11 protein-coding genes are annotated in these 20,137 nt (G+C 74.1%); 8 read left to right on the top strand and 3 right to left on the bottom strand.

What is annotated here, in order from left to right; all coding sequences use genetic code 11:
* Nucleotides 1-51: 51 nt before the first annotated feature.
* From ACQY0Z_RS01350 to moeZ, 5 genes are all read left to right on the top strand, one after another.
* Nucleotides 52-1,785: a DUF3492 domain-containing protein gene (locus ACQY0Z_RS01350; protein ID WP_439811721.1), complete on the top strand. Its 1,734-nt coding sequence runs from the start codon at nt 52-54 to the stop codon at nt 1,783-1,785.
* The gene (locus ACQY0Z_RS01345; RefSeq protein WP_439811720.1) at nt 1,782-2,927 is read left to right on the top strand and encodes a hypothetical protein; all 1,146 of its coding nucleotides are present in this window, start codon (nt 1,782-1,784) and stop codon (nt 2,925-2,927) included. Before ACQY0Z_RS01350 ends, ACQY0Z_RS01345 begins: the two co-directional genes overlap by 4 nt.
* 112 nt (nt 2,928-3,039) lie before the next feature.
* The gene (locus tag ACQY0Z_RS01340) at nt 3,040-4,050 is read left to right on the top strand and encodes an NAD-dependent epimerase/dehydratase (protein WP_189900989.1); all 1,011 of its coding nucleotides are present in this window, start codon (nt 3,040-3,042) and stop codon (nt 4,048-4,050) included.
* The gene (locus ACQY0Z_RS01335) at nt 4,038-4,799 is read left to right on the top strand and encodes a spherulation-specific family 4 protein (RefSeq protein ID WP_189900991.1); all 762 of its coding nucleotides are present in this window, start codon (nt 4,038-4,040) and stop codon (nt 4,797-4,799) included. Before ACQY0Z_RS01340 ends, ACQY0Z_RS01335 begins: the two co-directional genes overlap by 13 nt.
* Nucleotides 4,800-4,862: 63 nt before the next feature.
* Nucleotides 4,863-6,041, top strand: a complete 1,179-nt coding sequence (moeZ, locus tag ACQY0Z_RS01330; RefSeq protein WP_189900993.1) for an adenylyltransferase/sulfurtransferase MoeZ — start codon at nt 4,863-4,865, stop codon at nt 6,039-6,041.
* Nucleotides 6,042-6,160: 119 nt separating this feature from the next.
* Here the strand turns inward: moeZ and ACQY0Z_RS01325 are convergent, their stop codons facing one another.
* From ACQY0Z_RS01325 to ACQY0Z_RS01315, 3 genes are all read right to left on the bottom strand, one after another.
* Nucleotides 6,161-7,666, bottom strand: coding sequence for an alpha/beta hydrolase (locus ACQY0Z_RS01325; RefSeq protein WP_439811719.1), 1,506 nt, complete (start codon nt 7,664-7,666; stop codon nt 6,161-6,163).
* A gap of 167 nt (nt 7,667-7,833) precedes the next feature.
* Nucleotides 7,834-9,384 carry an alpha/beta hydrolase gene (locus tag ACQY0Z_RS01320; protein WP_439811718.1) on the bottom strand — a complete coding sequence of 517 codons (1,551 nt, stop codon included), beginning with the start codon at nt 9,382-9,384 and terminating at the stop codon, nt 7,834-7,836.
* Between the two features lie 86 nt (nt 9,385-9,470).
* Nucleotides 9,471-12,170: a lysylphosphatidylglycerol synthase transmembrane domain-containing protein gene (locus tag ACQY0Z_RS01315; RefSeq protein ID WP_254586023.1), complete on the bottom strand. Its 2,700-nt coding sequence runs from the start codon at nt 12,168-12,170 to the stop codon at nt 9,471-9,473.
* A gap of 188 nt (nt 12,171-12,358) precedes the next feature.
* Here ACQY0Z_RS01315 and ACQY0Z_RS01310 point away from each other — a divergent pair, with 188 nt between their 5' ends.
* From ACQY0Z_RS01310 to ACQY0Z_RS01300, 3 genes are all read left to right on the top strand, one after another.
* A complete protein-coding gene (locus ACQY0Z_RS01310) occupies nt 12,359-12,745 on the top strand; it encodes an MGMT family protein (protein ID WP_086699442.1) in 387 nt (128 codons plus the stop codon).
* Nucleotides 12,746-13,002: 257 nt separating this feature from the next.
* The gene (locus ACQY0Z_RS01305) at nt 13,003-16,455 is read left to right on the top strand and encodes an ATP-dependent helicase (protein ID WP_439811717.1); all 3,453 of its coding nucleotides are present in this window, start codon (nt 13,003-13,005) and stop codon (nt 16,453-16,455) included.
* A 113-nt stretch (nt 16,456-16,568) separates the two neighbouring features.
* Nucleotides 16,569-20,126, top strand: a complete 3,558-nt coding sequence (locus ACQY0Z_RS01300; RefSeq protein ID WP_439811716.1) for a UvrD-helicase domain-containing protein — start codon at nt 16,569-16,571, stop codon at nt 20,124-20,126.
* The last annotated feature ends 11 nt before the right edge of the window (nt 20,127-20,137 follow it).

Here is a 20,137-nt window from a genome sequence, read left to right as displayed (position 1 = left end):
GCGAGCCGCCGGGCCAACGGCGGCTCCCGACGGGAGAACGGGGGTGCACACGTGCGCATCGGACTGCTTACGGAGGGTGGCTATCCGTATGTGGGCGGTGAGGGCGGGGTGTGGTGCGACCGCCTGGTGCGCGGACTCGACCGACACGAGTTCGACGTCTACGCGTTCAGCACCGGCCAGGCCCAGGAGGACGCGGGCTGGGTCGAACTGCCGCCCCAGGTCCAGCGGGTGCGTACGGCGCCGCTGTGGACCGCCGAGGAGGACGGGGTCGTCCACGGCCGCCGCGCCCGCCGGCGTTTCACCGAGCACTACGGCGAACTGGCCGCCGCTCTCTGCGCGGCCCCGGAGCCCGGCACCGCCGAGAAGCCCCTCACCGCTGAGGCGGACCGTTTCACCAACGCGCTCCACGGGCTCGCCGAACTCGCCCGTGACGAGGGCGGACTGGTCGCCGCACTGCGCTCCGAACAGGCCGTACGCGCCCTGGAAAGCGCCTGTCGTGCGCCCGGAGCCCGCCGCACCGCGCACGAGGCCCGCGTCCCGGATCTGCTGGCCGTCGCCGACCACCTGGAACGCGCCCTGCGTCCCCTCTCGCTCGACTGGTACGAGCAGGACGGCCTCGGCGCCGTCGACCTCTGCCATGCCGCGTCGGGCGGCGTCGCCGCGATCCCCGGCCTGCTCGCCCGGCACTTCTTCGGCGTCCCGCTCCTGGTCACCGAGTACGGCGTGCGCCTGCGCACCCACTACCTCACGCGCCCCGACGCCTCACCCGCCGTACGGTCCCTGCTCGCCGCCTTCCACGGCCTGCTGACCGCCGAGACCTACCGCGCCGCCTCCTACCTCGTCCCCGGGAACGCCCACGCCCGCCGCTGGCAGGAGCGCTGCGGCGCCGACCGGGCCAAGCTGCGCACCATCTACCCGGGTCTGGACGCCACGCCCTTCACGCACGTCGGCGAGGAGGACCGGCCGGAGGACCGGAAGGACCGCGAGAAGGGCGAGAAGGGGGAGCGGCGCGAGAAGCGGGAGCACGCCGAGCCGCACACCCTCGTCTGGCTCGGCCGGGTGGAGCCCGCCAAGGACCTGGTCTCGCTGCTGCACGCCTTCGCGGAGGTCCGCGCGGCCGAGCCCGGCACCCGGCTGCGCATCGTCGGCCGCCCCTCCGGACCGGAGGGCGAGGCCTACCTCGGCCACTGCCGGGCCCTGGCCGCCCAGCTCTTCCCGGACGAGGCCGACGGCCCGCACGCCGTCGGACAGAACCCGGTGTCCTTCGAGGAACTCGGCGGCCCCGGCGCCGAGACCACCGCCGACGTCCACGCCGGCGGGACCGTCACCGTGCTCTCCAGCGTCGTCGAGGGGTTCCCGGTCGGGCTGATCGAGGCGATGTTCTGCGGACGCGCGACCGTCTCCACGGACGTCGGCGCGGTCGTCGAGGTGATCGGCGGTACCGGTCTCGTCGTACCGCCGCGCAATCCGCGGGCGCTCGCCGAGGCGTGCGTCTCGCTGCTGCGCGATCCCGACCGCCGTGCACGCCTCGGAGAGGCCGCGCGCGCCCGGGCGCTGGAGCTGTTCAGCGTCGAGCAGAACGTCGCGGCGTTCCACGGCCTCTACCTCGAGACCGTCGCACGGACCCCCGTGCACCGGCCCGTCCTCGACGCCGCCGGAGACCCGCAGCCCTTCGCCGCGCCCGCCGAGGCCCACGTCGCCGGCCACTGGACCGAACCCACCCCCCGCGCCGTCCCCACCTGGGCCGTGGAGACGCCGGAGCCCGTCACGGAGACCGTCCGATGACCGACCTGAACGAACTCGACCGCGGCGCCGCCCCCGGTGCGGCCGACCCGGTCAAGGTGCTGCTCCACCGCCACCGCGAGCTGTGCGAACGCGCCGTGGACCCGCTGGAGATCGCGGCGGGTCTGGAGGCCCACGGCATCACCGACCGCACCGCCGCCCGCTTCCGCCACCGCGACGTCTTCTCCCTCGCGGAGGAGCTCTACGCCCGCGTCCCGCGCGACGCCGACACCGCGACCGGCACAGCCGGCGCACCGGACGCCCCGGCCCGCGAGGGAGGCGGCCGCCGGTCCGTCACCCTGCTCCTCCTCCCGCTGCTGCCCGGCGCGCTGTGCGCCGCCGCGCCGGTGGCCCTGGCCCGCACAAACGGCCAGACCCGCCTGTACGCGGCCGCCGCCGGCGTGCTCGCCGTCGCCCTCGCCCTGCGCACCGCCCTGCGCCACGGGCCGCTGGCCCTCCCCGGCGGCCTCCCTTCACGGTCCACCACCGGCTCCTGGACGTGCTGGCTTCTCGCCTACGCCGTGCTGGGCGACGGCCTGCTGCGCACCGCGATCGCCGGCGGTCCCGACGGGCTGCCCGACGGCACCACGGGCGGTGACTGGCCCCTGGCCCTCGCGCCGCTCCTGGCCCTCACCCTCGCCGTCGCGCCCGCCACCTGGACGGCCGGCCTCTTCCTCGCTTACGCGCGCCGCAAGCTCGCCACCAGCCGCGGCCTGGAGGACTTCGCCGCCTCGGTCCGGCCCGTGCTGCTGGGGGCCGTCACCCTGTTCCTGGTGGCGCTGGCCGGGCTCGTCGCCCTCTGCGCGCCGTTCCTCGACGCGGAGCCCGTCTCCCCGGCGGTCCTCGCCCTGGGCGCCCTCCTCTTCGTCGCCCGTCTGCTCACCGTGCACGGCTTCACCCACGCCCCGCGCGTGATCCTCATGCTCACCGTGGTCGTCCAGGTGCTCGCGCCCGCCACCGTCTTCGCCGCCCGGCTGCCCGGCTGCGGTGCGCTGGGCGCACCGGTGGAGGCCCTCGCCGCCGCCTGGGGACCCACTGCCGTACCCGTCCTGACCTGCGGTGCGGGCGCCCTGACCCTGCTCGTGCACGCCTCCCGCACCCTCGCCCGCGCCTCGGCGCACCTGCGTCCGGAGCAGGCGCGGTGACCGGCCGCGACCGCCGTGCCGCCCGGACGGCCGCGGACCCCTCGACCCCCCTTGAAGGAGAACCTCGCATGACCTGCCGTCCCGTCACCGAACGCCGCGAAGGAGCCGACCGATGAGGGTCCTGCTGATCGGAGCCAACGGCTACATCGGCCGCTTCGTCGCCGACCGCCTGCTCGCCGACCCCGCCGTCCAGCTCACCGCCCTCGGCCGGGGTGACGACGCCGACGTCCGCTTCGACCTCGCCACCGGCAGCCCCGGCGCCCTCACCCGCTTCCTCGACGCCGTCCACCCCGGCGTCGTCATCAACTGCGCGGGCGCCACCCGCGGCGGTGCCCGCGAACTCACCCGGCACAACACCGTCGCCGTCGCCACCATCTGCGAGGCCCTGCGCCGCAGCGGCTGCGGAGCCCGGCTCGTCCAGATCGGCTGCGGCTCCGAGTACGGCCCCAGCCAGCCCGGCTCCTCCACCGCCGAGGACGCCGTCCCCCGCCCGGGCGGCCCGTACGGCGTCAGCAAGCTCGCCGCCACCGAACTGGTCCTCGGCTCCGGCCTGGACGCCGTGGTGCTGCGGGTCTTCTCGCCCGTCGGACCCGGCACCCCCGCCGGCTCCCCGCTCGGCCGGCTCGCCGAGGCGATGCGCCGCGCCATGCAGTCCGGCGACGGCGAACTGAAGCTCGGCGGGCTCGGCGCCCAGCGCGACTTCGTCGACGTCCGCGACGTGGCCCGCGCCGTGCACGCCGCCTCGCTCTCCGCCGCGCAGGGCGTCATCAACATCGGCTCAGGCCGCGCCGTCCGCCTCCGCGACGCCGCCGGGATCCTCGCCCGGGTGGCCGGCTACGGCGGCGCCCTCAACGAGCTCGACGGCCTGCCCCACCCCGGGCCCGTCCACGCCGCCCACACCGCCCACGCGACCCACCTGCGGGCCACCATCGGACACCCGCGCGCCGAGACGGACCACCACCCCACCGCCGCCTCGCCCGCCGTGTTCCCGTACCCCGACGGGTGCGGCGCCTGGCAGCAGGCCGACGTGCGCACCGCCCGCGACCGCCTCGGCTGGCGCCCCCGCATCAACCTCGAGGAGTCGCTCGCGGACATCTGGATGGAGGCGGCATGCCGTATCTGACCCGGACCAGACAGGGCCCCACCGCCACCGGGCTCGGCACCGGCCTCGGCGTCCCGGGCGTCGCCCACCCGCTCCTCGCACCCGACGAGTGGAACCGGCTGACCCGCCCCGGCACACCCCTGCACTGGGTGGTCCTCGACGTCGCCGACGGCCCCGGCGTCCAGCCCGACCCGCACTGCCTGGAGGCGGCCGGCCGGCTGCGCAACGCGGGCGTACGCGTCCTCGGGCGCATCGACACCGCCTACGGGCTGCGCGGCTTCGGCGAGATCATCTCCGACGCCCACCGCTTCCTCGACTGGTACCAGGTCGACGGCTTCCTCCTCGACCGCTGCCCCTCCGGCCGCGAGGACCTGCCCGAGGTGCGGCGTACCGTCGCCACCCTGCGGGTGATCCACGAGGACGCCCACGTCGTCCTCGGGCACGGCACCCACCCGTACCCCGGCTACGCCGAGCACGCCGACCAGCTCGTCACCTACTCCGGTCCCTGGAGCGACTACCGCTGGTCCCAGGTGGCCGAGTGGACCGCCGATCATCCGCCCGAGCGGTTCTGCCACTTCGTGCACGGCGTGCCCCGGCCGCATCTGGAGGAGGCGCTGCGCATCGCCCGCTGGCAGGGCGCCGACACCATCTGGTTCACCGACCACTCCGACCGGGTTTCCGGCCGCGCCGGGCCGGCGGATCCATGGGGGCCGCTGCCCGGCTACTGGGACGACATCGTCTCGCGTGTCGGAACAGGTGTCTCGGAATGAAAAAGGGCATGGCAGTGTTGAGCCGAGAACAACCGTAGTGATTGACCGACCAACGGAGTCCCCGTGTCGTTGCCACCCCTGGTCGAGCCGGCCCCCGAGCTCACCGTAGACGAGGTCCGCAGGTACTCCCGCCACCTGATCATCCCCGACGTGGGCATGGACGGGCAGAAGCGGCTGAAGAACGCCAAGGTGCTCTTTGTGGGCGCCGGCGGCCTGGGTTCGCCGGGTCTGATGTACATGGCCGCAGCGGGCGTGGGCACGCTCGGCATCGTGGAGTTCGACGAGGTCGACGAGTCGAACCTGCAGCGCCAGATCATCCACAGCCAGTCCGACATCGGCCGCTCCAAGGCCGAGTCCGCCCGTGACACGGTCAAGGGGATCAACCCCTACGTGAACGTGGTCCTGCACGAGGAGCGGCTCGAGGCCGACAACGTGATGGACCTGTTCAGCCAGTACGACCTGATCGTCGACGGCACGGACAACTTCGCGACCCGCTACCTGGTCAACGACGCCTGCGTCCTGCTGAACAAGCCGTACGTCTGGGGTTCCATCTACCGTTTCGACGGCCAGGCCTCCGTCTTCTGGTCCGAGCACGGCCCCTGCTACCGCTGCCTCTACCCGGAGCCCCCGCCCCCCGGCATGGTCCCCTCCTGCGCCGAGGGCGGCGTCCTGGGCGTGCTCTGCGCGTCCATCGGTTCCATTCAGGCCAACGAGGCCATCAAGCTCCTGGCCGGCATCGGCGAACCCCTCGTCGGCCGCCTGATGATCTACGACGCCCTGGAGATGCAGTACCGCCAGGTCAAGGTCCGCAAGGACCCCGACTGCGCGATCTGCGGCGAGAACCCGACCGTCACCGAGCTCATCGACTACGAGGCCTTCTGCGGCGTCGTGTCCGAGGAGGCCCAGGCGGCGGCCGCCGACTCCACGATCACTCCCAAGCAGCTCAAGGAGTGGATGGACGACGGTGAGAACATCGAGCTCATCGACGTCCGCGAGCCGAACGAGTTCGAGATCGTGTCCATCCCGGGCGCCCGGCTGATCCCCAAGAACGAGTTCCTCATGGGCAACGCCCTGGAGAGCCTGCCGCAGGACAAGAAGATCGTCTTGAACTGCAAGACGGGTGTCCGCAGTGCGGAAGTCCTCGCGGTCCTGAAGTCCGCGGGCTTCTCCGACGCGGTCCACGTCGGCGGCGGCGTCATCGGCTGGGTGAACCAGATCGAGCCGGAGAAGCCGGTCTACTAGGCCGTACCGGCCGGAGCGGCCCTCGCGACCGCGCCGGACGTCACCGGGTCCTCGTCGGGGGCTCCGGGCACCACCTCGGGGTGTGCCTGGGGCCCCCGACGCCGTTTCGGTCAGCGCTGTTACGAGCAGACCTTGCCGTCCTGCGGCACCGTGGCGTCCAGCAGGTAGGCGTTCACCGTCGAGTCGACGCAGTCGCTGCCGCTGCCGTAGGCGCCGTGGCCCTCGCCCTTCCAGGTGAGCACCACCCCGACGCCCTCGCCCAGCTCGTCCGCCATCCGCCGCGCCCCCTCGTAGGGGGTGGCCGGGTCGCCCGTGTTGCCCACGACCAGGATCGGCTCCGCGCCCGGGGCGCTCACCTCCGGTGTCTCGAACTGGCCGGGCACCGGCCAGTCGTGGCACCAGCCCGCCGTGTCCCAGCCCAGGAACGGGCCGAAGACGGGGGAGAGCTTCTCGAACTCGGGCAGCAGCTTCTTCGTCTCCTCGACCGTCGGCCGCTGCCTGTCGTCCAGGCACGATATGACCCGCTGGGCGTGCGTCGTCGTGCCGTAGCTGCCCGAGGCGTCGCGCTCGTTGTACCCGTCGGCGAGGGCCAGCAGCTCCGTGCCGTCCCCGTCCTCGGCCGCCTCCAGCGCGCTGGTCAGCGCCGGCCAGCTGGACTCGCTGTAGAGCGGCAGCACGATGCCGATGATCGCCAGCGACTGCGTCAGCTCACGGCCGTCGGAGGACGTCGGCAACGGCTCGGCGTCGATCCGGTCCAGCAGGTCCGCGATCTCCCGCGAGCCCTCCTGCGGGTCACGTCCGGTGGACCGCAGGTAGTTGTCGAGGGCGGTCTGGAAGCCGCGGGTCTGGTTCTTGGCGTGGCCGATCGCGTCGGCCGTCGGGTCGACCACCGCGTCCAGCGTCATCCGGCCGACCTTGTCGGGGAAGAGGTGGGCGTAGACCCCGCCGAGTTCGGTGCCGTAGGAGATGCCGAAGTAGTGCATCCGGTCGTCGCCGAGGGCCTGCCGGATGCGGTCCATGTCACGGGCGGTGTCGGTGGTCGAGACGTGCGCCATCAGCTTCCCGGCGGCCTTCTGGCAGCCCTTGCCGAAGTCGGCCGCGTCCTCGAGGAAGACCCGCTCCTCCGCCGGGGTGTCCGGCGTCCAGTCCACGGAGGACTCGGCGGCCTCGATGGCCTTGTCGTCACGGCAGCGGACGCCGCCGCTCGCGCCCGTGCCGCGCGGGTCCCAGCTCACCAGGTCGTAGCGCTCGCGCAGATCGGCGGCCATGTCGGCGTAGGCGGGCAGGGTGGAGACGCCCGAGCCGCCCGGCCCGCCGAAGTTGAACAGCAGGGAGCCGATGCGGTCGTCGCCCGTCGCCTCGGCTCGGATGAGGGCGAGATCGATCGTCTCGCCGTCCGGCTTCGACCAGTCCAGCGGCACCTTCAGCGTGGCGCACCGCCACTCGTCGCCGGGCGCCGGGCCCTCTGCGGTCGCCTCGCAGCGCCCCCAGTCCAGTGCGGTACTGCCGTCGCTCCCCTTGTCGTCCTTGCCGGAGTCGTCCTTCGACGGTCCGCCCCCGCTGCAGCCGGCCGTCAGCAGTGCGGCGGCGGCGGTCAGGGCCGCCCATCGGGTGAACCGGGTCATCTGCCACATCCCCCCTCGTGGACCGTCCGCGTCGTGCGGCGAACGGCTGTCCCGACATCGTAGGCAGGTCCGGCGTCGGCCGGGGAGGCCTGTGGAAAACCCTCTGAGCTGGGCTTTCGTCGCCGGTCCTGCCGTAACCCCCCCCAGTTGTCGCGCGGCCGGGCGGGTCAGGGGCAGACCTCTCCGGCCTCCGGCACCTTGCCGTCCAGCAGATAGCCGTCGACCGCGTTCCGCACGCAGCGGTCGGCGCCGTTGTAGGCGCCGTGCCCCTCCCCGTCGTACGTGAGTTCCACGCCGACGCCCTCACCGAGCGCCCTCGCCATGCTGCGCGCGCCCTCGTACGGGGTGGCCGGGTCGCCGGTGTTGCCGATCACCAGGATCGGGGCCGCGTCCGGGGCGCTGACGTCCGGATGGTCGGCGACGCCCGGCACCGCCCAGTCGGTGCAGGTGATCATCCCCCAGGCCATGAAGTCCCCGAAGAGGGGAGAGGCCTTCCGGAACTGGGGCAGCAGTCGCTCCACGTCCTCCGGGGTGTAACGGGGCCTGGCGTCGGCGCAGTTGATGGCGACGTTGGCGGGCACCAGGTTGCTGTACTCGCCGTTCTCGCCGCGTCCGTTCATCGAGTCGGCCAGCACCATCAGGATCGTGCCGTCGCCGTCGTACGCCTGCTCCAGGCCGTCGGTGAGGAACGCCCAGAAGTCCTTCGAGTACAGGGCCTGCGCGATGCCGCTCGTCGCCATCGTCTCGGTGAGCTGGCGGGGGAAGACCCCCGGGATGGGCCGGCGGTCCAGGTCCCGCAGCAGCTTCGCGATGCGGTTCTCCACGTCCTGCACGCTGTCGCCGACGGGGCACTCCTCGACCTGGGAGACACAGTCCTCGGCGTAGTTGTCCAGGGCGCGCTGGAAGCCACGGGCCTGACCGAGCGAGGCCTGCTCGTAGTTCAGCGCCGGGTCGACGACCGCGTCGAACACCGCGCGGCCCACCTTGTCGGGGAAGAGGTGGGCGTAGACGCCGCCGAGTTCGGTGCCGTAGGAGATGCCGAAGTAGTGCAGCTTGTCGTCGCCGAGGACCTGGCGCATCAGGTCGAGGTCGCGGGCCGCGTCGGTGGTGCGCACATGCGGCAGCATCCGCCCGGAGTTGTCCTCGCACGCCTCGTTGAACTCCTTGGTGCTGTCCAGCAGTTCCGCGCGTTCGGCGCTGTCGTCGGGGGTGCCGTCCTGCTGGAAGTGCTCGTCGAGCTGCTGGTCGTCCTCGCAGGTGACGGGCGCGCTGCGGCCGACCCCGCGCGGGTCGAAGCTCACCAGGTCGTACCGGGTGCGCAGGGTGGCGTACTCCCGGCCGAACGCGGGGAGCGTGGTCACGCCGGAGCCGCCGGGGCCGCCGAAGTTGAAGAGCAGCGAGCCGATCCGCTCGCTCTCCGGGCCGCTCGTCCGGACGCGGATCAGCGCGAGGCCGATGGTGTCGCCGTCCGGGTCGTCCCAGTCCAGCGGCGTCTTGAGCGTCGCGCATTCCCACTGGCCCCGGGCGCCCGCCAACGGCGACGGCGACGCACCGCCGCCCTGGGCCTCGTCCGGCGCGGGGCAGGCCTTCCAGTCCAGCTTCTGCCGCGTCAGGTCCTGGGCCGGGTCGTCCCCCTCGGCACAGCCCGCCAGCAGCGCGGGCAGCAGAAGGGCACAGGCGGACAGGGCGGCTGCGCGGAGCCGGAAGGGGCGGGACATGTCCCCATCCTGCGGTCGCCCGCGGCGGCGCGCGCGGGGCACGGGCCGTCCGAGGGAGGGCCCCGCCCGGCCGGCGTCTCAGCCGGTCACAACGCCGCTTTGCGGGTGAGGTGGTTGAAGGCGAGCCAGCCCGGCAGCACGGGCAGCCACAGGGTCAGCAGCCGGTAGAGCAGCACGGCGGGCGCCGCGACCTCCTTGGGGAGGCCGACCGCGATCAGACCGACCGTCAGGGTGGCCTCCACGGCGCCCACACCGCCCGGTGTCGGCGCGGCGGACCCGAGGGCGTTGCCCGCGAGGAAGACGACGGCGACGCTGGCGATGCTCACCGAGGTCGACTCGTCGCCGAACGCCCGGATCGAGGCGTCCAGGCACATCACGAAGCAGGCGGTCAGCAGCAGCATGCCGCCGATGCCGGTGACGAGCTTCTGCGGCCGCTGCAGCACGTCGAGCATGCGCGGCACGACACCCGCGAACAGCGACCGCACGCGCGTGACGACGAACTTCCGCAGGAACGGCACCGAGGTCACCACGAGCACCAGCACCGCGACCGTCAGCAGACCCCCGATGACCGTCCGGGACGGCGACAGCGAAGGCGTCTTCTCGGTTCCGGTCAGATAACCGAACGCCAGCAGCATCAGGATGTGGCAGCCGAGCCCGAACAGCTGGGACGCGCCGACGCTCGCCACCGCGAGCCCCGGACGCACCCCCGCGCGCTGGAGGAACCGGGTGTTCAGCGCGACGCCGCCGACCGCGGCCGGGGCGACGATCTTCACGAAGGAGCCGGCGACCTGGGCCGCCACGGTGCGCAGGAACGGCACCCGCTCCGGCACGAACCCGAGCAGCGCCATCGCGGCCGCCACGTAGCTCAGCGCCGAGAACAGCACCGCCGCGGCCACCCAGCCCCACTCCGCGTTGGAGATCAGCGGGCCGAACTCGATGTGGGTGAGCTGCGTCAGCAGGAAGTACGCGCCGATCGCGCCCGCGATCAGGCTGATCAGCGTGCGCGGACGCACCCGCTCCAGCCGGGCCGGCTCGACCGGGGCCTGCGGCCTGATCCGCAGCACCTCCTGGCGGATCTGGCTGAGCAGATCCTCCTCGCGCGCCTCCTCCAGAGCTTCGTCGATGGCCCGCTTCTCGGCCCGCTGCTCCGCCCGTACGGCCTTCTTGTCCGCCTTGTCGAGCACGACGGGGCGGGACCCGTCGGCGTCGTCGGCGGGGGCGGGACGGGACTGGCGGGAGGCCTCAAGGACCGCCTCGCGTTCCCGCTCGGCGCGCTCCCGGGCGAGCCTGCGCAGCGTCGCGCGCGTGGAGCGGCTGAGCGCGATCGGCTGGAGCATCGGCAGACAGTCCGCGACGGCGTCGGGGCCGAGGACGCTCAGCGCGGAGGCCACCGTGCGTTCGGCGCCCACCCGCAGCCCCAGCGTCACCAGCAGCTGGGCGACGTCCATGCGCAGCAACAGGTCGCCGGCCGCGATCTCCCCGCCGCGCAGGTCGGTGAGGATCACCGTGCCGGAATGATCCACCAGGATGGCGTCGCCGACCAGCCTGCGGTGCGCGATACGGCGGGACTGCAGCGCCTTCACCTGGTGCCAGGTGTCGCGCAGCAGTTCATCGGTGATTTCCTCGTCGTCCAGGGAGTCCAGCGTGCGGCCGCCGGTGTGCTCGTAGACCAGCATCACCGCGTCGGGTCCCAGCTCCGAGGTGGCGATCAGCTTGGGCGCGTTGGCGCCGGCGGCGATGGCGGCGTAGGCCAGCAGGGCCTCCTGCTCCAGCGCCTGGCGCAGCGACTGCAGGCTGCGGCGGGTGGCGAAGCCGCGCAGCGCCAGGTTGCGCCACGCGCGGTAGAAGAAGCCCTGTGCCTGCTGCTCGCGGTCGACCACGGTGACGTCGAGGGGCGGGCCGTCCTCCAGGGTGACGAAGTAGCGCCGTCCCCGGTCGCCGCCCTCGGCCGCGTCGGCAGCCTCCTCGCGGGACGCGGTCACCGGGCGGAAGCCGACCGTCCGGAGCCCTGCCATCAGGGTGCGGCCGGTGGGCCGGACGTTGGGCGAGCCGACGGCGTAGAGCGTGCCGTAGGCGACGGTCCAGCCGATCAGCACGGTGAGGATGATCGAGAACGGGGTGGTGTACCCGGTGACCAGCATCGAGAAGGCGTCGAGCAGCAGCACCACCCACAGCACCGCGCGCCACCGCGGTCTGCGGGACATGCCGACGGCGGTCATGTACGCGATGACGGGTGCGAGATAGCCGTGCACCGGGTCCGTGAGCGCGTGGATGTCGCCGGGGGAAGGCTGGGTGAGCGCGTCCTGGATCGAGTCGGGGGCGGCCCGCGCGACCCACAGGTCCGTGGCGAGCGTCACTCCGTGCGCGAGCACGGCGGCGAGCACACCGTCGGCGATCCGCAGCCCGTCCCGCTTGATCAGGCGTTCGATCGCGAAGGCGACCGGGACCAGCAGGATCGCGATGCTGGAGGCCAGACCGGCGATCTTGATGAGCAGGTCGGGCGCCTGTCCGGTGCCCTTGTTGATGTCCTGTTCGAGACCCGAGGTGGTGCCGTGCGCGAACGCGGCGATCGCCAGCAGTACCACGACCGCGAGCACGCCGCCCACCAGCCGCATGAGGTCGGACGGGCGGTGCACGCGCGCGGGGAGCAGCGGTTCGTCGCCCTCCACCTCGTCGATGTGCGCGACGTCCCGGTGTGCGCCACCGGCCTCCTTCGCGGTGTCCGGGCGCGACGAGGCGTCAGGGGTGCCCTCCGTGTCCCCGGGGTGCGCACCCTGCTGCTTCATCGTCTCTTCTCGATCTCGTATCACCGGTCACCGCCCGCACGATGGTGGCATGCCGTACCGCCACAAGGGGGCATCAGGGTCCACAAGCGGGGCGGCACAGTCTGCCCGAAGCGGTGCTCCGGGGCGAGTCGCCCGCCCGTGTCCGCGGCCGCGCCGCGTTGTCGGTGGGGTGGGGCAGGATGGTCCGGATGAGCCAGGAGAGTCTTCCGTCCGACGGGGGTCCGGAGCACCCGGACGCCCTGCCCGCGTACGCCGAGCGGGTCCTGGAGGTCGCCGAGCTGATCCCGCCGGGGCGTGTCATGACGTACGGGGACGTGGCCGAGTGGCTGGGGGAGGGCGGGCCCCGGCAGGTGGGGCGCGTGATGGCGCTCTACGGCGGGGCCGTGCCCTGGTGGCGCGTGGTCCGCGCGGACGGCGTGCTGCTGCCGGGCCACGAGCTGCGTGCCCTCGGTCACTACCGCGCGGAGGGCACACCGCTGCGGGAGGCGGGCCGGGCGGCGGAGGGCCATGTGCCACGCCTCGACATGAGACGCGCGCGGTGGGACGGCGGCGCGGACACCGGGGGTCACACCTGACAGCTTCCGCCATCCCCGCCGCCGCCGTGTGACGTGTGATCCGTCAGGGGGACATGTGGCACATCCACGGCATGACGTACGTTCGTGGGTCGAGGGGCGTGGGTGCCCGGAGTGACCGGAGGGAAGAAGCGGAAACCCTGCTTCCGCTCCGGTCCCCGGCGTAGCGTCGGCTGCGCGTGGCCCTCTCACCCCCCGACCACCGCCCCGCACACGCGGCGCGGCGCCCCACAGCACACCCACCAGGACCGGCGAACCACGTGAGCTCCTCTTCCTCCACCAGCGGCCTGTCGCACCCCCCGGTGCGGCGGGGGAGCCGTGGCGCCTATCGACTGGTGCGTACCCCGCCGACCCGCGTGGATCCCCCTCCACTGGACGCCGCCCAGCGCTCCGTGGTTGAGCACGGCTCAGGCCCGCTGCTCGTCCTCGCCGGTCCCGGCACCGGCAAGACCACGACGCTCGTCGAGTCCGTGGCCGCCCGCATCGCGCGCGGCGGCGACCCCGAGCGCATCCTGGTGCTCACCTTCAGCCGCAAGGCCGCCGTCGAGCTGCGCGACCGCATGGCGCTGCGCATCGGCGCCGCCCGCGCCCCGCAGGCGACCACCTTCCACAGCTTCTGCTACGCCCTGGTCCGCGCCCACCAGGACAGCGACCTGTTCGTGGAGCCGCTGCGTCTGCTCTCCGGACCCGAGCAGGACGTCACCGTGCGTGAGCTGCTCGCCGGCCAGGCAGACCTGGAACGGCTCGGGCTGTCCCACGTGCGCTGGCCCGACGACCTGCGCGCCTGCCTCACCACCCGCGGCTTCGCCGACGAGGTCCGCGCCGTGCTCGCCCGCAGCCGCGAGCTCGGGCTCGACCCCCGCGCCCTGGACGCCTTCGCCCGCCGCATCGGCCGCCCCGACTGGCGCGCCGCCTCCGCCTTCCTCGCCGAGTACCTCGACGTCCTCGACCTCCAGGGCGTCATCGACTACGCCGAACTCGTCCACCGCGCGGTGCTCCTCGCGCGGCGGCCCGAGACCGCCGGGCAGCTCGCCGACCGCTACGACGCCGTCTACGTCGACGAGTACCAGGACACCGACCCCGCTCAGGTACGGCTGCTGCACGCCCTGGCGTCCGGCGGCCGCACCCTCGTCGCCTTCGGCGACCCCGACCAGTCGATCTACGCCTTCCGGGGCGCCGACGTCGGCGGCATCCTGGAGTTCCCGCACGCCTTCCCGCGCGCCGACGGCCGCCCCGCACCCGTCCAGGTGCTGCGCACCTCCCGGCGCTCCGGCGCCGCGCTCCTCGAAGCCACCCGGCGGATCACCCGCCGCATGCCGCTGCCCCGGCTGCCCGCCGAGAAGGTCCGCCTGCACCGTGAGCCGGCGCCCGAGCGCGAGGGCGGCCGGGTCGAGGTGTACACCTACCCGACGGCCGGCACCGAGCTGGACAACATCGCCGACATCCTGCGCCGCGCCCATCTGGAGGACGGCGTCCCCTGGAACGACATGGCGGTCCTGGTCCGCGCGGGTGCCCGCACGCTTCCGGTGGTCCGCCGCGCCCTCACCTCCGCGGGCGTCCCCGTCGACGTCGACGGCGACGACGTGCCCCTGCGGCACGAGCCGGCGGTCGCCCCGCTGCTGACCGCGCTGCGCGCGGTGGCGAGGGCGGAGGAGGAACAGCGGCCGGGCGGCGTCGCGGCGGGGTCGGGTGACGCGGGTGCGGTTACCGGGTCAGGCGAGACGGGGGCGAGTGAGCGTGCGGCGGCCGGGGCCGGCGAGGCGGGTGTGCGTGAGGGCCTGGCGGCCGGGTCCGGCGAGGCGGGTGCGAGCGCGGGCGCCGGTTCCGACGACGAGCCCTGCTGGCTCGACACCGAGACCGCGCTCACTCTCCTCACCTCCCCTCTCGCCGGCATGGACGCCGCCGATCTGCGGCGGCTCGGCCGCGCGCTGCGCGAGGAGGAGCGGGCGGCCGGGAACCCCCTGCCGCCGCCCTCGGACGAGCTGCTCGCCCGCGCGCTGGCCGCGCCCGAGCGGCTCGCCGTGCACGACCCCGTCTACGCGCGCGGTGCGCAACGGCTCGGCGCCCTGCTGCGCCGCGCCCGCGAGTGCCTGGCCGGCGGCGGCACGGCCGAGGAGGCCCTCTGGGAGCTGTGGGACGGCACCCCCTGGCCACAGCGCCTGGAACGCGCCGCCCGCCGTGGCGGCGCCGCCGGCCGCAACGCCGACCGCGACCTCGACGCCGTGTGCGCCCTGTTCGCGACCGCCGCGCGCGCGGAGGAGCGCACGGGCGGGCGCGGCGCCCTCAACTTCCTCGAGGAGATCGAGGCCGAGGACATCGCCGCCGACACCCTCACCCGCCGCGCCGCCCGCCCCGACGCCGTACGTCTGATGACCGCGCACCGCTCGAAGGGCCTGGAGTGGGGGCTCGTCGTCGTGGCCGGCGTCCAGGAGGGACTGTGGCCCGACCTGCGCCGCCGCGGCTCCCTGCTGGAGGCCGACCGCATCGGCCGCGACGGACTCGCCGAACCGCTCACCCCCGGCGCGCTGCTCGCCGAGGAGCGTCGCCTGTTCTACGTCGCCGCCACGCGCGCGCGTGACCGCCTGGTCGTGACGGCCGTGAAGGCGTCCTCCGACGACGGCGACCAGCCCTCCCGCTTCCTCACCGAGCTCGGCGTCGAGCCCAAGGACGTCACCGGACGCCCGCGCCGCCCGCTGTCCGTCGCCGCGCTCGTCGCCGAACTGCGCGCCACCACGGTCGACCCCCGCGTCTCCGACGCCCTGCGCGAGGCCGCCGCCCGCCGGCTGGCCCGGCTCGCCGCACTCGCCGACGAGGACGGCCGCCCCCTGGTGCCGTCCGCGCACCCCTACCGCTGGTGGGGCATGTACGAACCCACGCACAGCAAGGTGCCGCTGCGCGACCGCGACCAGCCCGTGGTGCTCTCCGGCAGCGCCCTCGACCAGCTGGCCAACACCTGCGCCCTCCAGTGGTTCCTCGGCCGCGAGGTGAAGGCCGACGCGCCCGCCACCGCCGCCCAGGGCTTCGGCAACGTCGTCCACGTCCTCGCCGACGAGGTCGCCTCCGGGCACACCCCCGCCGACCTCGACGTCCTCATGGAACGCCTCGACTCCGTGTGGAACGCCCTCGCCTTCGACGCGCCCTGGAAGTCGGCGCAGGAGAAGGAGAACGCGCGCGTGGCGCTCGAACGCTTCCTGAAGTGGCACGTCATGGACCGCACCGGACGCACCCCGGTGGCCAGCGAGCACGACTTCGACGTCACCCTGGAGTCCGGCGACTACCAGGTCCGCATCCGGGGCCAGATGGACCGCGTCGAGGCCGACGGCGAGGGCCGCGCCTACGTCGTCGACTTCAAGACCGGCAAGCAGGCGCCCAGCTCCAGGGAGGTGGAACGCCACCCCCAGCTCGCCGTGTACCAGCTCGCCGTCCGCGAGGGCGCCGTCGACGACGTCTTCGACGGGGTGCGGCCCGAGCCGGGCGGCGCCGAGCTGGTCCAGCTGCGGCAGGGCGCCGCCAAGCGGGACGGCGGCGAGACCCTGCCCAAGGTGCAGGCGCAGGAGCCGCTGGAGGGGGAGTGGGTCGGCGACCTGCTGGCCACCGCCGCCGGCAAGGTCCTCGACGAGCGGTTCACCCCGACTGCGGGCCAGCACTGCGCGCACTGCGCGTTCCGGGCGTCGTGCAGCGCCCGCCCCGAGGGCCGCCACGTCGTCGAGTGAACGGCTCCAGCAGCGTGCGTGACGTATCGCACCACCCCCGCCGACCTGCGCTTCTTCCCTCCCGGCGGGCTAGGTGGGCCCGAGCTGTCGGTGGCCGCCGCTAGATTCTCGGTGTGCCCGCCCGAATCACCGATCCCGACCAGCTCAAGGAGCTGCTCGGCATTCCGTTCACCCCGGAGCAGACGGCCTGCATCACCGCGCCGCCCGCCCCGCAGGTGATCGTGGCCGGAGCGGGTTCCGGCAAGACGACGGTGATGGCGGCCCGCGTCGTCTGGCTGGTCGGCACCGGCCAGGTCGCCCCCGAGCAGGTCCTCGGCCTCACCTTCACCAACAAGGCCGCCGGTGAACTCGCCGAGCGCGTCCGTACGGCCCTGATCAAGGCCGGCGTCACCGACCCGGACCCCCTCCCGTCACCCGACCACCACTCCTCCCCGTCGGACCCGGACACCCCCCCGGGCGAGCCGGTTATCTCCACGTATCACGCCTTCGCCGGCCGGCTCCTCACCGACCACGGGCTGCGCATCGGCCTGGAACCGACGTCGCGGCTGCTGGCCGACGCCACCCGCTACCAGCTCGCCGCGCGTGTGCTGCGCGAGGCGCCCGGCCTCTACCCGGCCCTCACGCGTTCCTTCGCCGATCTGGTGGGCGACCTCCTCACCCTCGACTCGGAGCTCTCCGAGCACCTGGTGCGCCCCGAGGACCTGCGCGCCCACGACGCCGAGCTGCTGCGTGCTCTGGAGAACGCCAAGCTCACCAACGCCGACCTGCGTAAGGTCCCCGAGGCGGCCGCCGCCCGCCGCGAGCTGGCCGAGCTGGTGCAGCGCTACCGGGCCGCCAAACGCGAACGCGATCTGCTCGACTTCGGCGACCAGATCGCCCTGTCCGCCCGGCTCGCCGGCCTGCCCGAGGTGGGCCGCGTGCTGCGCGACGAGTTCCGGGTGGTCCTCCTCGACGAGTACCAGGACACCTCGGTCGCCCAGCGCGTCCTCCTCGCGGGCCTCTTCGGCGGCGGCACCGGCCACCCGGTCACCGCCGTGGGCGACCCCTGCCAGGCCATCTACGGCTGGCGCGGCGCCTCCGTCGCCAACCTCGACGACTTCCCCGAGCACTTCCCGCACGCCGACGGCCGCCCCGCCACCCGCCAGTCCCTCAGCGAGAACCGCCGCAGCGGCGGCCGGCTGCTCGACCTCGCCAACGGCCTCGCCGAGCCGCTGCGCGCCATGCACGCGGGCGTCGAGGCCCTCCGCCCGGCACCCGGCGCCGAGCGCGACGGCATCGTCCGCTGCGCCCTGCTGCGCACCCACGCCGAGGAGATCGACTGGCTCGCCGACTCGATCGCGCACCTGGTGAACACCGGCAAGGCGCCCGGCGAGATCGCCGTCCTGTGCCGCACGGCCACGGACTTCGCCGAGATCCAGGCCGCGCTGGTCGCCCGGGACGTGCCCGTCGAGGTCGTCGGCCTGTCCGGGCTGCTGCACCTGCCGGAGATCGCCGACCTGGTCGCCGTCTGCGAGGTCCTTCAGGACCCCGGCGCCAACGCCTCCCTCGTCCGGCTGCTGACCGGCCCGCGCTGGCGGATCGGCCCCCGCGACCTCGCCCTGCTCGGCCGCCGCGCGCGCCGGCTGGTGTCCCACGCGCGTGTGGAAGGCGACGACGACCCCGACCGGCGGCTCGCCGAAGCCGTGGAGGGCGTCGACCCCGCCGAGGTGATCTCGCTCGCCGACGCCCTCGACACCTTCCTGGAGACCCCGCTGGAGGGCGGCGGGGACGACGACGGGCTGCCCTTCTCGCCCGACGCGCGCGTCCGCTTCGCCCGCCTCGCCGCCGAGCTGCGCGACCTGCGCCGTTCCCTCTCCGACCCGCTGATGGACGTACTGCACCGGGTGCTCGCCGTCACCGGTCTCGAGGTCGAGCTGTCCGCGTCCCCGCACGCGCTGGCCGCCCGCCGCCGGGAGACCCTGTCCAACTTCCTCGACATCGCCGCGTCCTTCGCCGCCGGGGACAACGAGGCCACCCTGCTGGCCTTCCTCGGCTTCCTGCGCACCGCCGCCCAGTACGAGAAGGGCCTGGACAACGCGCTGCCGGGCGGCGAGAACACCGTCAAGGTGCTCACCGCCCACAAGTCCAAGGGCCTGGAGTGGGACGTCGTCGCCGTCCCCGGCCTGGTCACCGGCGCCTTCCCCAGCGACCGGGGCCGCGAGAAGTGGACGGCGCAGGGCAAGGTGCTGCCGCGCGCGCTGCGCGGCGACGCCGACACCCTCCCCGACGTGCCGTCCTGGGACTCCCGGGGCCTGAAGGCCTTCCACGAGGCCATGAAGGAGCACCAGCACACCGAGGAGCTGCGCCTCGGCTACGTCACCTTCACCCGCCCCCGCTCCCTGCTGCTCGGCTCCGGCCACTGGTGGGGCCCCAGCCAGAAGAAGCCGCGCGGCCCCTCCGAGTTCCTGCTCGCCCTCCACGACCACTGCGCCGCCGGGTACGGCGAGATCGAGGTGTGGGCGGACGAGCCCGAGGAGGACGAGGAGAACCCGGCGCTGCGGCAGGCCGGCGATGTCCAGGAGTGGCCGCTGCCCCTGGACGACGCGGCCCTCGCCCGGCGCCGCGCCGCCGCCGCGACCGTCCTCGCCCACCTCGACCGCATCGCCGCCGACCCGCACGGCGCGGCCGCCGTCCACGACCCGGGCGCCTACGACGACCCGGACTGGCCGCCCCCGCCGGACGACGAGGAGCCGTACCCGGAGGACTTCGCCGACGAGCCGTACGCCGAAGACCCGTACGCCGACGACTGGGACTCCCTGCCCATCGAGCGCCCCACGAAGCGCCCCGCCGAGCACCCCGTCGTCCCCCACCAGGCCACCGCCCCGGAGGAGTCCGCCCGCCCGCGCCCGGGCCCCCCGGCCCCCGCCGAGGCGCGCCTCACCCCCGAGGAGGCCCGTACCGTCGCCTCCTGGGACCGCGACCTGGACGCCCTCACCGGGGAGCTGCTGCGCGCCCGTGAGACGGTCACCGAGGTGCGGCTGCCCGCCTCCCTCACCGCGTCCCAGCTGCTGCGGCTCGCCGACGACCCCGACGCCTTCGCCCGGGAGCTGGCCCGCCCCATGCCGCGCCCGCCGCAGCCCGCCGCGCGCCGGGGCACCCGCTTCCATGCGTGGGTCGAGGCGCGCTTCGAGGAGCTGACCCTGCCCATGCTCGACCCGGACGAGCTGCCGGGAGCCGACGCCGAGATCGCCGACGAGCGCGACCTGGAGGAGCTGAAGGACGCCTTCGAGCGCACCGAGTACGCCCACCGCACGCCCTACCGCGTGGAGGCGCCGTTCCAGCTGTCGATCGCCGGCCGGGTCGTCCGGGGCCGCATCGACGCCGTGTACCGGCACGAGAGCGCCGGGGACTCCGGGGACGGCGACGCCGTCACGTACGAGATCGTCGACTGGAAGACCGGCCGGGGCCGCACCGCCGACCCGCTGCAGCTGGCGGTCTACCGGCTCGCCTGGGCCGAGCAGCAGGGCGTCCCCCTGGAGTCCGTCACCGCCGCGTTCCTGTACGTCCGCACCGGCGAGGTGGTCCGCCCGGAGCGGCTCCCCGGCCGCGCCGAGCTGGAGCGGCTGCTGCTCGACGATCCGGAGGAGGGGACGCCGCACGCCGAGGATGAGACACGGCACGCCGGAGGGTGACATCGCGCACG

Origin of the sequence: Streptomyces sp. P9-2 (genome assembly GCF_051903975.1) — a bacterium.
GTDB classification, from domain to species: Bacteria; Actinomycetota; Actinomycetes; order Streptomycetales; family Streptomycetaceae; genus Streptomyces; species Streptomyces cellulosae.
Note: the sequence above shows the minus strand (reverse complement) of the source record. Positions and strands in the feature narration are given on the sequence as shown.

What these genes read in the sequence shown, in the direction of transcription:
- ACQY0Z_RS01335 (WP_189900991.1), top strand. Translation starts at nt 4,038, where the DNA reads ATGCCGTATCTGACCCGGACCAGACAGGGCCCCACCGCCACCGGGCTC.
- ACQY0Z_RS01340 (WP_189900989.1), top strand. Translation starts at nt 3,040, where the DNA reads ATGAGGGTCCTGCTGATCGGAGCCAACGGCTACATCGGCCGCTTCGTC.
- ACQY0Z_RS01315 (WP_254586023.1), bottom strand. Translation starts at nt 12,170, where the DNA reads ATGAAGCAGCAGGGTGCGCACCCCGGGGACACGGAGGGCACCCCTGAC.
- ACQY0Z_RS01345 (WP_439811720.1), top strand. Translation starts at nt 1,782, where the DNA reads ATGACCGACCTGAACGAACTCGACCGCGGCGCCGCCCCCGGTGCGGCC.
- ACQY0Z_RS01320 (WP_439811718.1), bottom strand. Translation starts at nt 9,384, where the DNA reads ATGTCCCGCCCCTTCCGGCTCCGCGCAGCCGCCCTGTCCGCCTGTGCC.
- ACQY0Z_RS01325 (WP_439811719.1), bottom strand. Translation starts at nt 7,666, where the DNA reads ATGACCCGGTTCACCCGATGGGCGGCCCTGACCGCCGCCGCCGCACTG.
- ACQY0Z_RS01310 (WP_086699442.1), top strand. Translation starts at nt 12,359, where the DNA reads ATGAGCCAGGAGAGTCTTCCGTCCGACGGGGGTCCGGAGCACCCGGAC.